Source organism: Saccharopolyspora erythraea NRRL 2338 (assembly GCF_000062885.1).
In the GTDB taxonomy this organism is placed as follows: domain Bacteria; phylum Actinomycetota; class Actinomycetes; order Mycobacteriales; family Pseudonocardiaceae; genus Saccharopolyspora_D; species Saccharopolyspora_D erythraea.
Genome location: NC_009142.1, coordinates 1,059,874 through 1,077,007, shown reverse-complemented (window position 1 = coordinate 1,077,007; position 17,134 = coordinate 1,059,874). Strand labels below are relative to the sequence as shown.

Genomic DNA, 17,134 nt, shown 5'->3' with positions numbered 1-17,134 from the left:
ACCCCTCCGGAGCGGGAGGTGACGGCCGCGGGTGCGGACGAGCATTCGTGGTGATCCCCTCCATACCCCCGGAGCCGCCATGGAAACCCCGCATCCCCGAACTCACGTCCACGCCGCCGCGGCGCTGGCCGCATCCGCGGTGACGCTGCTGGCCTTCCTGACAGCCAGCGTCCTCCCGCGCGGCGAGATCCTCTTCGTGATCCCCGCGTGGGTCACGCCCCTGGCCGCTGCCCTCGGCGTGACCGCGGCCGCGGCGATGATGTTCCGCCACCACAGCGTCACCACCGCCCTGACCGCCATCGCACTCGGCATGCTGCTGCTGGCCGCCGGTGGTGTGTTCTTCGACATCGCGATGCCGATCAACTACCTGTTCGTCGGCGAGCCGGTGCCCGACTGGCCGATGGCGCTCACCCGCGCACTCGCACTTGTCGCCGCGATCCTGCTGTTCAGAGCACTGGTCCGCTACCGGCGGCGAGCCCTCGCCCAGTGCCGCGACTGCGGCCGGAACTCCACTACTCCACCCGTCGAGCAGCGTCTCTGGCTCGGCTACGCGGGTTTCCTGTCCGGGCTGCCTTACCCGCTGCTCAAAACGCACTGGGCGCTGGGCGGCACGATCGGCCTCGACCACTCCGACCTCGCCCGCGACGGCTTCACCAGGGGATGGCTCGTGGTGCCCGCGGCGCTCGTCGGGCTCGTGCTGTCGCTGGCGCTCGTGCACCGCTGGGGCCGCGTCTGGCCCCGCTGGATCCCGGGCCTGGCCGGGAGACCGACACCGCGCGGCCTGCTGCTGTTCGGCGGATGGTTCGGCTCCGGGCTGCTGCTGACGATGGGGCTCCCGGCCGCCGTTCAGATGCTCGGGATTCCGGGGGCTCCGGCTCCCAGGCCGATCGAAGGCATGCACGCGTGGCCGCCGATGGTCTTCTACGGGAGCTGGCTGCTGTGGGGTCTGGTGCTGACCCCCGCCACGCGCTTCTACCAGCTGCGCACCCGCGGGCGGTGCGGACTTTGCGGGTTGGGGCCCGAACCGGCGTGAGCACCGAGGAGGATGCGGTGGTGCCCACGCTGTTGCGGCTCGTCCGGCCGTTCGCCGCCCGTTCCACCTACCTGCGATGGGCTCATCTGGTCCTCGGCTCGACGCTGGCGATCCCTTACCTCGCGCTGGCGATCACCGTGGTCGGTCCGCTGCTGGACCGAGGGCTGCTGATGCCCCCGCTGCCGGCGGGATTGGTGCTCGCCGTGCAGGTGGTCTTCGTGCTGGCGGCCTGCACGGCCACCGCGTTGGTCCCGGTCACGCGGCTGCTCGAAGGCTCGGTGTCGAAGGCCCTGATTGGCGGACCGGTCACCGGGCACGACATCGGACGCGCCGAGTCGTGGGCCGACCGCTGGCGCACCGCGGCCTGGTACCTCGTCCACCTGTCCGCCGGGACCCTGGTCGGCGCGCTGACGCTGGTGGTGCCGCCGTTCATCCTGGTCCTGCTCGTCTCGCCGGTGCTGGACAGCGCCGGACTCTTCCGCGCACACCCGCTCTACCAGTGGTTCGGCCTCGGTGAACCGTGGGCACCGCTGGCGGGACTCGGCCTGGTCGCCGCGGGTGTCCTACTGGTCGCCGGAATCGGGGAGCTGCTGAGCAGGCTCGCGCCGGTGCTGCTCGGGCCGTCGGCTCGGGAGCGGTTGCTGCACCGCGTCGAACAGCTCTCCGAACGGAATCGCATCGCCTCGGAGCTGCACGACTCGGTCGGCCACACGCTCAACGTCGTGACCCTGCAGGCGAGCGCGGCCGGTCGCGTGCTGGACACCGACCCGGAGTTCGCCCGGCAGGCGCTGCGGGCGATCGAGGAATCCACCCGCCGCGCGCTCGAAGACCTCGACCACGCACTCGGCGTGCTGCGCGCGGAGGCTCCGATCGACCGCAACACCGCGCCAAGCCTGCGCGACCTGGCAGGACTGGCCCGGTCGACCGACCTCGCGGGCCTGGAACTGCGGACCGACGTCCGAGGAGACGTGGACGCGGTCCCGCAACACATCAGCCGGGAGGCGTACCGGGTGGCGCGGGAGGGACTGACCAACGTGCTGCGGCACGCTGGGCCGGTCCCAGTCGACCTGCGCGTGGTCGTCGACGACGGCGAGCTGAGCCTCGACATGACCAACCCGGTCGGCTCCGCTCGCTCGAAGTGCCGGACGGGGCTGGGATCGAACCGCCGTTCGGGGCAGGGATCGAAACGCCGGATCGGGCTGGCTTCGAATCGCCGGTCCGGGCTCGGGCTGTCGGGTATCCGGCACCGCGTGCAGGCCCTCGGCGGCGAGATGAGCGCGGGCGCGGACGGTTCGAGGTGGCGGCTGCGGGTGCGCATCCCGCTACGGTCTTCGTCGTGAGCGTGACGGTGCTTCTGGTCGACGACGAGCCGCTGATCCGCACCGGCCTGCGGGCCGTCATCGAAGCGGAGGACGACCTGCGGATCGTCGGTGAAGCCGCCGACGGAGCGGAGGTCCTGCCGATGGTGCGGCGGCTTCGTCCCGACGTCGTGCTGATGGACGTGCGCATGCCCGCCGTCGACGGAATCCGCGCCACCACGGCGGTGCTCGACGCGGTCGCCGACCCACCGGCGATCATCGTCATCACGACCTTCGAGCACGACGACCACGTCTACGACGCGCTGCGCGCCGGCGCGAGCGGATTCCTGCTGAAGCGCACGCGCCCGGAGGAGATCGTGCAGGCGATCCGCATCGCGGCGCAGGGCGAGTCGCTTCTCTTCCCGGCGGCGATCCGGCGGCTCGTCGCACGGCGGGCACCTGCGGCGCGGCGCCCCGCGCCGACGCTGACCGAGCGGGAAGCGGAGGTGCTGCGGCTGATGGCCAAGGGGCTGTCGAACACCGAGATCGCAGGGGAGCTGTTCATCGGCATCCAGACTGTGAAGACCCACGTCGGCAACGTCCTCGCGAAGCTCGGCGCCCGCGACCGCACCCAGGCGGTGGTCTTCGCCTACGAGTCGGGCTTCGTGAGTCCGGCTTCGTAGCCGGGGCTGCGGCGCTGGGGTGGCCGATGCTGCGGTGTCTGACGCTGCGGTGTCGGGTTCGCTGCGGTGTCCGGCCCTGCGATCTGTGTCGCGGCGGTGTCGGGCTCTGCGACGCTCCGCTCGACGCTGCGGTGTCGGGTTCTGCGCGCGCAGCTGCGGCGGCCGGTTCTGGGGCGGCCCACGCTGGGGTGCCCGGCTCTGCGGTGTCCGATTTCCGCTAGTGGGGTGGGGCGGCCGCTGGGACGATTGGCGGCATGCTGGTCGCGGCGGAGCAAGCGTATCGGGCGGTCACCTCGCGGGACGCCCGCTTCGACGGTTGCTTCGTCCTCGCGGTGCGCACGACCGGGATCTACTGCCGGCCGTCCTGCCCGGCGCGGACGCCCAAGCCCGGCAACGCGGAGTTCTTCCCGACCACGGCCGCGGCGCAGGCCGCCGGCTACCGGGCATGCCGACGCTGCCTGCCCGACGCGGTCCCCGGCTCGCCGGAGTGGAACCTGCGCGCCGACCTGGCCGGACGCGCCATGCGGCTCATCAACGACGGTGTGGTGGAACGGTCGGGAGTCAGCGGCCTCGCGGCCCGGCTCGGCTACTCGGCGCGGCACCTGACCCGGGTGCTCACCGCCGAACTGGGCGCGGGCCCCCTTGGACTCGCCCGCGCGCACCGGGCGCACTCGGCACGCATCCTGATCGAGACCACGGACCTGAGTTTCACCGACATCGCGTTCGCTGCGGGGTTCTCCAGCCTCCGGCAGTTCAACGACACCGTCCGCGAGGTGTTCGGCGCGACGCCGACCCTCCTGCGCCGCCAGGCACCGAGGGCAAGCCGCCAAGCGCGGAAGGCTGGCAGTGGCGGGAGGTCCGTCGGTTCGGTACGGCGGACGCGTGCGGCGGATGTTGGGGGCATGGCGGGAACTGTGGGCGCGGCGGGAGCTATGCACGGGGCGGAGGCTGGAGCAGGAGCGGAAGCGCAAGGCGGAGCGGCAGCGGGAGCGCGAACTGGAGCGGGAGCGGGAGTGGCAGCGGGAGCTGGAGCGGCAGCTATGGGTCGGGCGCGAGAGGGCGCGGGGCCCGGAACGGGAGCGGCTGGTGCGGCAACTGGGGCGGTGACTGCGGGGACGGGGGTAACTGCGGCTGCGGGCGCAATTGCGAGTGCGGCGGCGGGGGCGAATGCGGTGATACCCGCGAATGCGGTGGCATCCGCGAGTGCGGAGGCATGTGCGAGCGTGGCGGCATCTGCGAGGACGGCGGGCGGGAATGGGGATGTCGCTGGGAATGCCGGAGTCTCGAGCGCTGCAGGGATTCTCAAGCTCCGGCTGCCATACCGCTCCCCCATCGACATCGAGGGACTGTTCGGGTTCATGGCCGCACGGGCGCTGAGCGGTGTGGAGGACGCCGGGCCAAGTCACTACACGCGGTCGTTGCGCCTGCCGCACGGCACGGGAATCGCGACGCTGCGCCCGGCGGACAAGCACGTCGCGGCCGCTCTGCGGCTGACCGACCTGCGCGATCTCGGCTCAGCGGTGTCGCGACTGCGCAGGCTCCTCGACCTCGACGCCGATCCCGTAGCGGTGGCGGACGTGCTCGGTGACGACCCCGCCCTCGCGCCGATCGTCCGCAGCGCGCCGGGCGTGCGAGTGCCAGGCAGCGTGGACGGCACGGAAATCGTGGTCCGCGCACTCGTCGGCCAGCAGATCTCGGTATCGGCGGCACGAACCACGCTCGGGCGCCTCGTCGCGGCCTTGGGAGAGCGGCTTTCTCACCCCGACGGAACCGTGACGACGCTGTTCCCCACCGCGGAGACCATCGCGAAAGCCTTGGCGGATAGAGCGGAGAACGTCCTACCCGGCCCCAAACGCCGCACCGAAACGGTGAGACGTGTCGCTGACAAACTCGCCACCGGCAACCTGCAGATCCATGCTGGCCGCGACGAGGCCGACCTCCGACGGGACCTGGAACGCATACCGGGAATCGGACCGTGGACAGCAGGCTACGTGTCCATGCGGGTACTCGGCGCCCCCGACGTGCTCCTCGACGGCGACCTGGTGCTGCGCAAGGGCGCAGCGGTCCTCGGCCTCCCGGCGGACGCGCGGAGCTTGCGAGCACACGCCGACCGGTGGAGCCCCTGGCGCTCGTACGCCGGGATGCTGCTTTGGCGCGCGGGGCGAAGCGGAGCGGTGTAGGGCGGCGGGTTTTCGGGGCAGCCGGCGGGGCATCGCGGGGCGCTTTCAGTGCGGGGGGCGTGGGTTTTCGAGGCAGCCGCCTTGGCATCGCGGGTCGCTTTCAGAGCGGGGCGCGTGGGCTTTCGAGGCAGCGGCTAATGCTGGCGGCTCACCTTGAGGGCGGGGGGGGGCGCGCGGGCTTTCGAGGCAGCCGCCTTGGCATGGCGGGTCGCTTTCAGAGTGGGGGCGCGTGAGACTTCGGCGCATCCAGCGGGGCTGGCGGGTCGCTTTGAGGGCGGGGGCGCGTGGGTTTTCGGGGGACTCACCCTGGCCTTGCGGGTCGCGTTGGGTACGGAGTTTCTGGGGCGCTCGCCGCCCCCAGGCCCCCGGCAGGTCTCCGGGATGAGTGGGTTTTCGAGGCATCCTGCGGTTTGGCGGGTGGCGGTTCTCATCCCGTCGACCTCCACGAGGGCTATCAGACCGCGTCAAGGGGGCCATTTCTCGAGGCAGCCTGCGGTGGGGACCGAGCGGGCCCCCTTGACACGGTCTGATCGGACTGGCGCCAGGTCGACGGGATGAGAACCACGGCACCGCAGTTGTTGTGCGGTTTCCCGTGGAACATGGGAAACCGCTGGTCGTCAGCGTTCCAGGACTAGGGTTGAGCCTGTTCGGGACTTGCGGACGCGCAGTCTGACGGCGATGCGCTGGCGCATCTCCTCGACGTGGGAGACCAGGCCCACGACCCTGCCGCCGGTGCGTAGGTCGTCGAGGGTGTCCATCACCAGGTCGAGGGTGTCGGCGTCGAGCGTGCCGAAGCCCTCGTCGATGAACAGGGTGTCCAGCAGGGCTCCGCCGGTCTCGGCTGCCACGACGTCGGCGAGGCCGAGGGCCAGGGAGAGGGAGGCGAGGAACGACTCCCCGCCGGACAGGGTCTTCGCCGGGCGGATCTTGCCGGAGTAGTCGTCGAGCACGTCGAGGCCGAGGCCGCCGCGGGTGCCGCGGGCGCCTGCGGCGTCGGAGTGGACGAAGGAGTAGCGGCCGTCGCTCATCCGCTGCAAGCGGCGGGTCGCGGCCTCGGCCACGTCCTCCAGCCGCGCCGCCAGCACGTAGGAGCGCAGCGACATCTTGCGCGCGTTCTGCCCGCGCCCGTTGACCACGTCCGCCAGGGCGGCGAGCTCCTCGTACTCCGCCTGCGCCGGACCGAGCTGCGCCCACGCCGCGCGCAGCCGCTCCGCGAGCTGCGCCACGTCGCGGTGCCGCTGCTCGGCGCGGTGCGCCATCGCGGCGGCCCGCTCCGCGGCCTCCCGCGCCACTGTCGCCTGCTCGGTGGCCTCTTCGAGGCCCACCTCGGCGTCCGGGTCGACGCCCGAGAGCTCCGCGCTCTCCAAGGTCGCGCGTGCGCCTGCGGCGCGCTGCTCCACCTCCGACAGTGCCCGGGACAGCTCGGTGAGGCGGTCGTCGCTGCGCTCGGCGGCGAATGCCGACTCGACGGTCTCGAAGCCCGCGGCCGTCGCCGCTTCGCGCAGGGCGTTGCGCTGGTCTTCGACCCGCGTTTCCGCGTCAGCGCACGCAACCCGGGCGTCGACGAGCCTTTCGAGCTTGCCCGCGAGGTCGAGCAGGTGCTCGCGACGGGCGCCGATACCGGGGAACTCGCCCCTGGCCTCTTCGAGCCGCGCCTCCCGTTCATCCACTGTGGACGACAGGGAGGAGTGCTCGGCGCGCGATGTCGCAAGCCGGGTGCGGACTTCCGCGACCTGCGTGGAAAGCCGCTCGGTCGAAGCTTCGAGGTCGGCGAGCCGTTGGGTGCGTTGCTCGCTGCGGCCCGCCTTGTCGCGGAGCGCGTCGCGCTCGGCGGTCAGGTCGGCGAGTTCGGTGGTGAGCTGCTCCTCCGTGTGCTCGCCGAGGCGTTCCCGCAGGCGCTCGCACGCCTGCTGCGCGCGTTGTGCTTCGGCGGCGGCCTTCTCGCGACGCGCCTGCGCCTGCTGCTCGACGGCCTGGGCGCGTTCCTCGTCGTCCGCGCTGACCTGGTCGTCGACCGGACGCCTTGGGTCCGGGTGCTCGGCCGAGCCGCAGACCGGGCAGGGCTCGCCCGTCGTCAGACCTCCGGCCAGCTCGGCGGCCATACCCGCGAGGCGGCGCTCCCGGAGGTCCTGCAACCGGTCGCGGGCCTGCTGGTGCTCGTCGACAGCCCGCTGGGCCGCTTGGGACGCGGTGGTGGATTCCCGTTCAGCTGCGGGGAGTTCGCGTGCGGCGGTGAGCTTGGCCGAGAGGTCGTCGAGCTTCGGGACGAGCGTCTCCAGGCGCAGTTCGCTCTGCTTGGACTCGTCGAGTTCTCTGCGCGCTTCGGCGATGCGCTCGGGTAGCGCCGCTTGCTGCGCCGTCAGCTCGGCCTCGCGCCGCGAGTCGGCCTCGATGCGGTCCGCGAGCTCGGCGAGTCGGCGGCGGTCCGCCTCCTGCTGCTCGGCCTGGGGAAGCAGCTGTGCGAGTGCGCCGGCCTGTTCCCGGTGGGCGCCCGCGAGGGTGCGCAGCCGGTCGATCGGCTCGTCATCGCCCACCTCGGAGCAGGCGGCAGCCGCTGCCGACAACTCGGACCGGGCCTGTTCGAGCGCGGCCGCGGAGCGATCGACCGACTGCCGTGCGGTGAGAACCGGAAGAACGCGCTGCGCGGCGTCCTGCTCGGCACGCCAGGCGTCGTGCTGTTCGCGGTTGCTCGCCAGCTCGGCCAGGTCGGCGTTGGCTTTGCGCACGCGCCGCACCTTGTCCGCGAACTCCCGTCGCTCGGCGAGCTTCGCCTCCGCCGCATCGCGTTGCCGACCGCGCTGCGCGTGCTCGGTGCGGGTGCTCTCCAGCTCGCGGATGCCGCGCTTCTCCAGCTCCTCCAGCCAGCTCGGGTGGTCCTCGTCCTCGGCGGGCTCGTTGCCCGAGACCTGGGAAAGCCGGGCGAGCAGCTCCCGCACCTGCTGCGTCTGCGACTCCAGTTCCCGGCCGCGCTCGCGCCTGCGGTCGACGAACCACTGCTCGACACCACCGAAGCGCTGCGTCGCGAACAGCTTCTCCAGCAGTTGCTCCCGTTCGGCGGTGTCGGCACGCAGGAACCGCGCGAACTCCCCCTGCGGCAGCATCACGACCTGGAAGAACTGCTCGACGCTCATCCCCAGCAGCCGCTGCATCGTGCGGGCGACCTCGTCGATCCTGGACAGCCCCTCCCGCGGCTGCCCGTCGGGCACCGCGTCCAGCCAGGTCAGCGACGCCTTCGCCTGCTGCGTGGTGAAACCCTCGCCGCGCTTCTTCGGCCGCTGGTACTCCGGGCTGCGTTCCAGCCGGAGCCGGTGGCCCTGGACCGTCAGCTCCAGGGCCACCTTGGTGGTGACCTCGGGATCGGCGGTGTCGCAGCGCAGCCGCTTGACCTCACCCCGCGCACCGGGAACCGCCCCGTAGATGGCGAAGGCGACCGCGTCGAGCAGCGTGGTCTTGCCCGCGCCGGTGTCGCCGTGGAGCAGGAACAGCCCGTCCGAGCCGAGGGTGTCGAAGTCGACCGACTGGGTGTCCCGGTAGGGCCCGAAAGCCGTCACTTCCAGGTGGTGCAGCCTCATCGTCGGACCTCCGCGATGTCCACGGCGCGAAGCGCCTCCTGCAGCAGCAGGCGCTCGGACTCGGTCGGATCGGACCCCCGGCAGTCGGCGACGAAACCCTTCGCGATCGTCTGGTCGTCGCGTCCGCGCACCGCCTCGGAGTAGCGCAGCGGCGCGGTCGCCCGACCGCCCTCCGGCTGCCACTCCAGGTGCACCGCGTGCGGGAACCGTTCTTGCAGCCGTCGCATCGGCTCCAGCGGGCGGACCTCGTCGGTGAGCGTCGCCGAGAGGTAGCAGTCCTCGTGCTCGGTGTGCTCGGCCGCCGTCAGCAGGTCTTCGAGTGTTCCCCGGACGGTCGCGAGGCGACGCGGCACCGGCAGCTCGCGACGCTCCACACCGGACAGTCCCCCCGCGTCGAGTTCCAGCAGCCACACCGACTTCCGGTGCGCGGCCTCGGAGAACGAGTACGCCAGCGGACTGCCCGAATAGCGCAGGTGCTCGTCGAGGCGCTGCGGACCGTGCAGGTGCCCCAGCGCCACGTAGTCGACGCCGCCGAAAACCGAGCCCGGCACGTCCTCGACGCCACCGACCGCGATCGAGCGCTCGGAGTCGCTGGAGTCGCCACCGGTGACGAACGCGTGCGCCAGCACGACGGAGCGGACCTGCTCCCCGCGCGGCGAAATGTCCGCGCGGATGCGGTTCATCGCCTCGGTGAGCACGGCCGCGTGGGTGCGCGCCTCGACGCGGGCCGCCGCGCCTGCGACATCGGCCGACGCCTCCAGCGCGTGCCGGGCCGGATCCGGTTCGAGGTAGGGAATTCCGTAGAACGCGACCGGCCCGTGCTCGTCGTCGATCAGCACCGGCTCGTGCAGGCGCGAGATCCTGGTCCGCAGGTGCAGGCCACCGGCGGAGGCGAAGTCGGCGAACGCGCCGACGCGGGCCGCCGAGTCGTGGTTGCCCGGTGTGACGACGATTTCGGCACCGGCGGCGCGGAGGCGCGACAGCACCCGGACGCAGGTCTCCACCGCCTCGCCCGACGGCACGGCGCGGTCGTAGAGATCACCGGAGACCACCACGACGTCGACGCGCTCGTCGGAGACCAGGTCGGCCAGTCCGCCGAGGACGGCCTCCTGGTCCCGGAGCAGGTCGCGACCGTGGAAGGTCCGGCCCACGTGCCAGTCGGAGGTATGCAGCACCCGCATGCGGCAAAGCTATCTACGTGGTCCGGAGAACGCGGCAACCCCCCAGGGCGCTTCGGCGTGTCGTGCACCGGTCACGGAGTGGGACGCCCGGATGGAGCAACCGCCACGCAACAGCCGTGCCAGGCCGGTCAGGCGGTGCGGGCCGCGGCGCTGTCGGTGGGGTTCGAGATGATGCGGTGCGGAGCACCGAGCGGCACAGGGAGCGGATGTGGGCACCGGCGTCCTGATCACCATCGTCATCGTGCTGACGCTGCTGTTCGCGGCGGCGCTCATGCTGGTCTGGCGCCTCTACACCGACAGCGCCCGGCGGGCCGACGAAGCGCTGCGCATGGTGGAGGCCGAACGGGCGCGGACGATGTCGCAGCAGGCGGCGCTGCGCCGGTACGAGGTCGCCTTCGCCTCCATCAGCGGACGCGGTGAGCTGGGCGAACAGGTCCTGCTGGAGACCGCGCGCTCGCTGGGACTGCGGGAGGACATCCACTTCACCCTGCAGACCGACCTCGCGGGCGGCGGCGCGGCCCGCCCGGACATGGTGCTCACCGTCGGCGGCGGCAGGCAGGTCCCCGTCGACGCCAAGGCCAGCCTCGCCGTCTGGGCGGAGGCGATGGAGACCGACGACCCCGAGGAACGCCGCGACGCGCTGCGGGTCCACGTGCGCAACATCCGCTCCCGGGCGGCGGAACTGGCGGGCAAGGGCTACCAGAAGTGGGCCGACGCGATCTACGGCTCGATCATGTTCGTGCCGTCCGACGCCGCCGTCATCGCCGCCATGGACACCGACCCGCAGCTGCTGTCCTGGCTGCTGGGCAAGCGCGTCTTCCTGTGCGGGCCGACCGGGTTCGCGGTCCTCGCCTCCGCCGCGATGTTCGCCGCGACCGAGCGCACCATCGCCTCCGACATCGAGCAGGTGCGGGCGCAGGCCGTGCGCGCCCAGCGAGCGGCGGCCGGCGCGGTCGAGGCGGTCAACCTCTCCAGCACGCACCTCCAGCGGTTCGTGTCCGCGCGGCGGCGGGAGCTCGACGCGCTGGAGGCGTTCCGCAGCGCGGCGCAGCCGCTGACCGACGCGGCCGGTGGCGCCACCCCCGTCGGCGAGGTGCGCAGGGACGAGGACGGGCTGGTCGGCAGCGCCGTCCCGGAGCTGGACGGCGGACGCGGCAACGGCGGGTACGCCAACGGCGGATAGGGGATCGGACCCGCCGAAGGCGGGGCAGGCAGCGGTGGGCCCGAAGTCGAGGTAGGCAGCGCGGCGAGCCGGTCGACGTGGTCAGGCAGCGGTGGACACGGCGGTGGTGGGCACGGCAACGGCGGACAGGTACCGCCCGACACGCCGGTTGGAGCGGGCGTGCCGACGGCAACGGCGGGTAGGACGACGTCCGACACGGCGGTGGTGACGGAGGCGAGACGAACCCTGTGCGCAAAGCGCCGCGCCTACCTGCCCCGGGAGCACGACCCCGGCTCGCGGCCACCGCCGATGGCGGCGCACGCGCCGCCGCCGGTGCTCAGCGCGCCAGGTGGGTGTCGACGAAGGCGACGGCGGTGTCGACGATGAGCGGCGTGCGCGGTCCGCGCCCGAAGCCGTGGTCGAACCCCTCGTACGGGTGCATGTCGACGGCGACGCCGAGGCCGCGCAGCTTCGCGGCGAAGTCGAGGCTCTGGTCGATCGGCACGATCGAGTCGCTGGTCCCCTGCTGGATCAGGAACGGCGGTTCGTCACCGGAGACGTTCTTGATCGGGCTCGACGCGTCGGCCGTCGCCGGGCACTCCAGCGGCACGCAGCCCAGCAGTTTGCGGACCGAGCGCTGCGAGTAGTCCCGCAGCTCCGGGTGCGAGACCTGGGCTTCGGCGCTCATGTCGGTCGGGCCGAACCAGTTCAGCACCCCGCGGATGCCGGTCAGCCCGCCTCCCGGCTTGCCCGGGTCGCCGGCGACAGCCGCGAGCTGCGACACGAGGTGCCCACCGGCGGAGGCGCCCCACAGCACGACCCGGTCGCCGTCCACGCCCCACTCACCGCCGCGCTGCTGGAGCCAGCGCACCGCGTCGGCCACGTCCACGACCTGGGCGGGAGCCTGCGCGACGCCGGTGAGCCGGTAGTCCACAGTGGCCACCGCGTAGCCGTGCCCGAGCAGCCGCTCGGCGGTCAGGGCCTCGGTGGTGGACAGGTCGGCGTCCAGCGTCCGCACCCCCGCGTCCCAGCCGCCGCCGTGGGCGTACACGACCAGCGGCACGGGTCCTGACCTGCGCTTCGGCAGGAAGAGGTCGAGCTGCAGGGCGCCGGAGTCGCGCTGCGCGTAGACCTCGCCGCGCAGCACGCGAGCGGCGCCGAGGTCGCGCCCGGCCGCGGGAGGGGCCTCGTCGGTGCTGGACGCCGCGGGGCGGGCGCATCCGGCGGCGGCCAGCGCGAGCAGGGCGACCGCCGCCGCCAGGACACGTCGTGCCACCGCCATCGGATCTGCCCTCCCCCTCCGCCGCACTGCACAGGGTGCGGAGACGGAGCGAGCCTAACAAGATCGCCCCTCAGTCCGCGGCGCGTTGCTCCTCGGCGAGGAAGTGGGCGATGCCGGTGGTGGCCTCGTAGAGGTCGCGGTAGTGGCGGTAGAAGGCGTCGTAGCGGTCGTGGTTGGCCGGGTTCGGCCGGACGGTGGTGGCGATCGGGTTCCACTCGTCGGGCGCGACGGCGGCCCCGGTGCCGACGCCGGCGAGCAGCGCGTCGCCGAAGGCGGCGCCGACCGTCTCGCCCGGCACCTGCTGCTCCTGCCCGGTGACGTCGGAGACGATCTGCGTCCACAGGCCGCCCTGCGTGCCGCCGCCGACCGCGACCAGCCTGCCCGCGGTGCCGCCGGCCTCGCTCATCGCTTCGAGGTTGTGCCGGACGCCGTATGCGATGCCCTCGAGCGCTGCCCGGTAGAGCTCGCCGCGCCCGTGGCTGGTCGTCAGGCCCGCGAGGATGCCCCTGGCGTCCGGGTCGAAGATCGGCGTGCGCTCGCCGGCGAAGTAGGGCAGCAGCAACAGACCTCGGCTGCCCGCGGGCGCCTGCGCCGCCTGCTCGACCAGATCGGCGAACTCGCCGTCCACCAGCTTGCGCAGCCAGTCGGTGACCGCGCCGGAGGTCGCCATCCCGGCCGCGAGGGTGTAGGTGTCCGGGAACGCCCCGCACGTGCCCCACAGCGCCGGATGCGGGTGCGGGTCGGTGAGGACCTGCACGAAGAACATCGTCGTGCCGTACATCAGCATCACGTCGCCGGGCTTGCGGACGCCGACGCTGGTCGCCTCCGCCCAGGCGTCGACGGTGCCCGCGGTGACCGGCAGGCCCTCGGGCAGCCCGGTCTCGGCCGCGGCCCGCGCGCCCACGTGGCCGACGACCTCGGTCGGCCAGGCCAGCTCCGGCAGCGGCAGGTCCGGGGCGACCCGCGCCGCCCATTGCGCCGACCAGTCCCGCGCGGCCAGGTCGTAGAGCGGGTCGCACTGGCTGGCCGAGTGGTGGTCGAGCACGTAGCGCCCGGTCAGCCGGTGCACCAGGTACGAGCTGCACATCAGCAGCATCTCGGTGCGCCGGTAGGTCTCGGGCTCGTGCTCGGCGAGCCAGCGGATCTTCGGCCCGACCGCCTGGCTGCTCAGCGCCGACCCGCCGCGCCGCAGGATCTCGTCGGCGCCCAGCTCCTCGGTCAGCGCGGCGATCTGCTCGGTGGCCCGGGTGTCGACGCCGTAGAGGATCGCCGGGCGCAGCGGGTTGCCGTCGCCGTCGGCGGGCAGCAGCACCGGCCCGATGCCGCTGACGCCAAGGCCGGCCAGCGTGCGGCCCTCGACCGCGGGCAGCAGCTCGGACACCAGCGCCCGGAAGTCGGCCCACCACACGTCCTCGGCGTCGTGCTCGACCCAGCCCGGGTGCGGGTAGGAGGTCTCGTGCGGCTTGGTCGCCCGGGCGACGACGCGCCCGTCGGCGGTGACCAGCACGCCCTTGGAGCTCGACGTGCCGATGTCGATGCCGAGCAGCACTGTTTCGGCCATCGCGAAGTCCTCTCCTGGTGGTGGCCGGTGGGTGAGCCGGTCCGGCTGGGACGCGTCGCGGCCGGACCGGTTCGGCTACGAGGATGCGTCAGCCGCGGGTCCACTCGTCGAGACGGATACCGAGCTGCTCGGTGACGGCGCGCAGCGCGGCGCGGTGGTCGCCCGGGATGGCGTGGATGTGGTTGGCGCCGAACTTCGACAGGAACACCTCGCCCGGCGCGTCGAGCCGTGCGAAGGCGTGCGGCCACTCCGGCGTCGACTGGTCCATCAGCACCTTGTTGGTGGCCTCGTCGTAGCTCTCGAACTCGCCGAGCATGAGCTGGAGCCGGTACTGGCCGTCCTCGCGCGTCAGCCTGCCGAGCGTCATCTGGCCGGGAGCGGCGATGTGCTGGACCGAGGCGCCGCCCGCCGGGAAGAAGAACACCTCCGGGTAGAAGTTGACCTTCGCCAGGTTCTCCGCCGGGTCGTCGCTGCGCGCGGCGAACCAGGTGGCGTGCTGGCCGGAGTTGCACAGGTCCCAGATGTCGCGGTCGGCGTGGTAGTGGCGGACGTCGGCGAACAGGACCGGGGTCTCGGCGATGCTCTTGAAGATCTGCATCGTCAGCGCCCCGTCCATGTCGGCCTCGGTGGCGCAGACGTGGGTCTTCTTCGGACCGTTCCAGTCGTAGGGGTCGTTGAGGAACGCCTCGGTGACGTCCATGGTGGCGAAGTGCTCGGTGAGCTCGGGCTGGCCCTTGATGCCGGAGAAGTCCAGGTTGCGCTCGGCGATGATGTCCCGGACCGCCATGTAGGAGCGGATCTGGCGCTCCAGCAGCTCCGGGGTGAGCTTCTTGCCGTCGTAGTGCACCCCGGCGGCGTGGCGCTCGATCCACTCGCGGGCGTGCTTGGCCTCGGCCTCGTCGGCCTTCTCCGCGCGCAGGACCAGCTCGTACTGGTCGATCTCCTCGACGTCGATGCCGAACTGGCGCTGCCACTGGTCGGTGTTGGCCACCGCGGTGTTCATGCCCATCGGACGGCCGCCGAAGCGGCCGAAGGTGGAGCCGTGCAGGGCCGAGACCGCGGCCGCCGCCCTGGCGTGCACGCTGATCTTCTCCGCCAGCTCGGTGTCGTCCGGAGCGCCCCACGCCCGGGTGTGCGAGCGGCCGATCTGGTCGAGCGCGCCGCCCGCCGCGAGCATGCCGACCAGGCCGGGCTCGGTGGGGTCGGTGCTGGCGACCAGCACCAGCGGGCTGCGGGTTGCGTCGGCTGCCAGCATCGTGAAGTGCGGGAAGGCCCAGACTGCGTAGTAGAAGACGGTGACGTCGACCTCGGAGGCGGCGACCTTGCGCGCCACCGAGGTGGCCAGGGTGTTGGTGGCGACCAGGTCGTCGCCCACGACGACCTCGTGCCCGGCCTGCTTCAGCGACCGGACGAGTTCGTCCTGCTTGGACTGGATGAACTCCGAGTTCCGCGCGTGCACATGGTCACGCCCGTCGGAGATGCTGATGACACCGATGCGAGCCACGGGTTCCTCCCAAGTTCTTCCAGACAGGCGGCGTTGACTGCTGAGAGCACGACGGCGGGGAGGGATCGCAGACGACCTGCGCCCCGGACGCCCGCGACTCCCCGGTGGCGGCCACTCGAACGGGAAGGTTTTTCACAATGCGCCGTACGAGCTATGAGCAATCGTTTTCTCGGACGCTATTCTCGTATAACACGGGCTGTCAAGGCTGACGCCCGGTGATCACGCGGGAAGAGGACAACGGGAGGAACGGTGGCGACGATCAGTGACGTGGCGACCCGCGCGGGGGTCTCCACCGCGACCGTGTCCCGGGCGCTCAACGGCAAGAGCACGGTCGATCCGGAACTGGCCGCCCGGGTGCTGGCGGCGGCCGACGAACTGGGCTACCGGCCCAACGGCCCGGCCCGCAACCTGCGCAAGCAGGAGACAGCGGTGCTGGCGCTGATCATCTCCGACGTGGAGAACCCCTTCTTCACCGCGATCTCGCGCGGTGTGGAGGACGTGGCGCACTCCGCGGGGTACTCGGTCGTGCTGTGCAACTCCGATGACGAACCGGACAAGGAGCGCGAGTACATCGACGTCGCGCTGCAGGAGCGGGTGGCCGGGGTGCTGCTGTCCCCGGCCGGCGCGGGCGACAGCGCCGACCTGCTCCGCACGCACGGGACGCCGGTGGTGGCGCTGGACCGGCCGCTGCCGAACTCCTTCGGCGACACGGTCCTGGTGGACAGCCGCGACGCGGCCCGGGATGCCGCGCTGCATCTCAGCGCGCAGGGCTACCGCGACATCGCCTGCATCACCGGCCCCACCGGTGTGCTCACCGCCGACGACCGCCTCGCCGGCTACCAGGACGGCCTGCGCGAGGCGGGCCGGACCGTCTCCGACGACCTGGTCCGGCGCTGCGAGTTCAAGGCCGCGGGCGCGAAGGAGGCGGCGCGGTCGCTGCTCACCCAGGACCCGCGGCCGGAAGCGGTGCTGGTGGCCAACAACGCCATGGCGGTCGGCGTGCTGGAGACGATGGCCGAGCTCGGCCTGCGAGCCGGCCGCGACGTCGGCGTGGTGGCCTTCGACGACGCTCCGTGGGCGACGCTGCTCGACCCGCCGCTGACCGTCGTCTCCCAGCCCGCCTACGACATGGGTGCCGTGGGGGCGCAGCTGCTGCTCAGCCGCATCGGCGGCGACCGCACCGACGCCTCGACCACCACCCTGTCGGCGCACCTAGTCACGCGGGGTAGCAGCTCCCGGAGCTGACGCCGTGGCGATGCGGGAGTGGCTCGACGGGCTCGACGAGGAGACGCGTGCCCAGGTGCGAGCGCTGGCGGCGCTCGTCCTGGGCACCGACTCGCGCGTGGAGCACGCGGTGAAGTGGGGCCGGCTGACCTTCGCCGTCGACGGCGACTGGCCCCACTGGGTGTGCGCGTCGCCGCGACGGCCGGGGGCGCGCGGCTGGTGTTCCACAAAGGTGTGCTGCTCGACGACCCCGAAGGGCTGCTGACCGGTTCCGGGCGCTACGTCCGCGAGGTCTCCCCCACCACCGCGGCGCTGCGCCCGGACGCGGTCAGCGCGCTGCTCCGCGACGCGTTCGCCCGCCGCACCGACCTGCTCTGACCAACTCGAAGGACCGCGCCCGCCGCAGCAGGGCGCACGTGCGGAAACGGGCCCGGTGGATGTGGACGAAGGGGCG

At 72.5% G+C, this 17,134-nt stretch carries 14 protein-coding genes and 1 pseudogene; 10 read left to right on the top strand and 5 right to left on the bottom strand.

Translation table 11 applies throughout. The features are described from left to right. Positions 1-79: 79 nt before the first annotated feature. The 6 genes and pseudogenes from SACE_RS04680 to SACE_RS38620 all read left to right on the top strand — a co-directional run bounded on the left by SACE_RS04680 (position 80) and on the right by SACE_RS38620 (position 5,194). Positions 80-1,033 carry a hypothetical protein gene (locus SACE_RS04680; protein WP_009950253.1) on the top strand — a complete coding sequence of 318 codons (954 nt, stop codon included), beginning with the start codon at positions 80-82 and terminating at the stop codon, positions 1,031-1,033. Further along, complete coding sequence (locus SACE_RS04675; protein WP_009950254.1) at positions 1,030-2,373, top strand: sensor histidine kinase; 1,344 nt, start codon at positions 1,030-1,032, stop codon at positions 2,371-2,373. Before SACE_RS04680 ends, SACE_RS04675 begins: the two co-directional genes overlap by 4 nt. Further along, on the top strand, positions 2,370-3,014 hold the full coding sequence (locus SACE_RS04670) for a response regulator (RefSeq protein ID WP_021341546.1): 645 nt from the start codon (positions 2,370-2,372) through the stop codon (positions 3,012-3,014). Before SACE_RS04675 ends, SACE_RS04670 begins: the two co-directional genes overlap by 4 nt. A 254-nt stretch (positions 3,015-3,268) precedes the next feature. After that, a pseudogene (locus tag SACE_RS38630) lies at positions 3,269-3,880 on the top strand (bifunctional transcriptional activator/DNA repair enzyme AdaA); the annotation flags it as partial. A gap of 16 nt (positions 3,881-3,896) precedes the next feature. After that, a complete protein-coding gene (locus SACE_RS38625) occupies positions 3,897-4,121 on the top strand; it encodes a hypothetical protein (RefSeq protein ID WP_197537814.1) in 225 nt (74 codons plus the stop codon). Then, the gene (locus SACE_RS38620) at positions 4,055-5,194 is read left to right on the top strand and encodes a DNA-3-methyladenine glycosylase family protein (protein WP_269453540.1); all 1,140 of its coding nucleotides are present in this window, start codon (positions 4,055-4,057) and stop codon (positions 5,192-5,194) included. The genes SACE_RS38625 and SACE_RS38620 overlap by 67 nt, the downstream gene beginning before the upstream one ends. 617 nt (positions 5,195-5,811) lie before the next feature. Here the strand turns inward: SACE_RS38620 and SACE_RS04655 are convergent. Then, positions 5,812-8,766, bottom strand: a complete 2,955-nt coding sequence (locus SACE_RS04655; RefSeq protein ID WP_009950672.1) for an AAA family ATPase — start codon at positions 8,764-8,766, stop codon at positions 5,812-5,814. Further along, positions 8,763-9,947: an exonuclease SbcCD subunit D gene (locus SACE_RS04650; RefSeq protein WP_009950673.1), complete on the bottom strand. Its 1,185-nt coding sequence runs from the start codon at positions 9,945-9,947 to the stop codon at positions 8,763-8,765. The genes SACE_RS04655 and SACE_RS04650 overlap by 4 nt, the downstream gene beginning before the upstream one ends. A 271-nt stretch (positions 9,948-10,218) precedes the next feature. On the opposite strand from SACE_RS04650, the gene SACE_RS04645 reads away from it, so the two are divergent. Then, a complete protein-coding gene (locus SACE_RS04645; RefSeq protein ID WP_241868471.1) occupies positions 10,219-11,130 on the top strand; it encodes a DNA recombination protein RmuC in 912 nt (303 codons plus the stop codon). A 316-nt stretch (positions 11,131-11,446) separates the two neighbouring features. On the opposite strand, the gene SACE_RS04640 is transcribed toward SACE_RS04645, so the two are convergent. The 3 genes from SACE_RS04640 to SACE_RS04630 all read right to left on the bottom strand — a co-directional run bounded on the left by SACE_RS04640 (position 11,447) and on the right by SACE_RS04630 (position 15,456). After that, entirely contained in the window at positions 11,447-12,391 is a 945-nt protein-coding gene (locus tag SACE_RS04640) for an alpha/beta hydrolase (protein ID WP_009950675.1), read from the bottom strand. Positions 12,392-12,461: 70 nt separating this feature from the next. Beyond that, positions 12,462-13,952: an FGGY-family carbohydrate kinase gene (locus tag SACE_RS04635; RefSeq protein ID WP_009950676.1), complete on the bottom strand. Its 1,491-nt coding sequence runs from the start codon at positions 13,950-13,952 to the stop codon at positions 12,462-12,464. A gap of 88 nt (positions 13,953-14,040) precedes the next feature. Then, positions 14,041-15,456 (bottom strand): L-fucose/L-arabinose isomerase family protein, encoded by a 1,416-nt coding sequence (locus tag SACE_RS04630; RefSeq protein WP_009950678.1) that lies wholly within the window; start codon positions 15,454-15,456, stop codon positions 14,041-14,043. Positions 15,457-15,705: 249 nt separating this feature from the next. Between SACE_RS04630 and SACE_RS04625 the strand changes: the two genes are divergently transcribed. The 3 genes from SACE_RS04625 to SACE_RS37415 are packed head-to-tail and all read left to right on the top strand — an operon-like array spanning position 15,706 to position 17,058. After that, positions 15,706-16,701 carry a LacI family DNA-binding transcriptional regulator gene (locus tag SACE_RS04625; RefSeq protein WP_009950679.1) on the top strand — a complete coding sequence of 332 codons (996 nt, stop codon included), beginning with the start codon at positions 15,706-15,708 and terminating at the stop codon, positions 16,699-16,701. Between the two features lie 10 nt (positions 16,702-16,711). Next, positions 16,712-16,945, top strand: a complete 234-nt coding sequence (locus SACE_RS04620) for a hypothetical protein (RefSeq protein ID WP_231850032.1) — start codon at positions 16,712-16,714, stop codon at positions 16,943-16,945. Continuing rightward, on the top strand, positions 16,915-17,058 hold the full coding sequence (locus SACE_RS37415; RefSeq protein ID WP_009950682.1) for a hypothetical protein: 144 nt from the start codon (positions 16,915-16,917) through the stop codon (positions 17,056-17,058). Before SACE_RS04620 ends, SACE_RS37415 begins: the two co-directional genes overlap by 31 nt. The last annotated feature ends 76 nt before the right edge of the window (positions 17,059-17,134 follow it).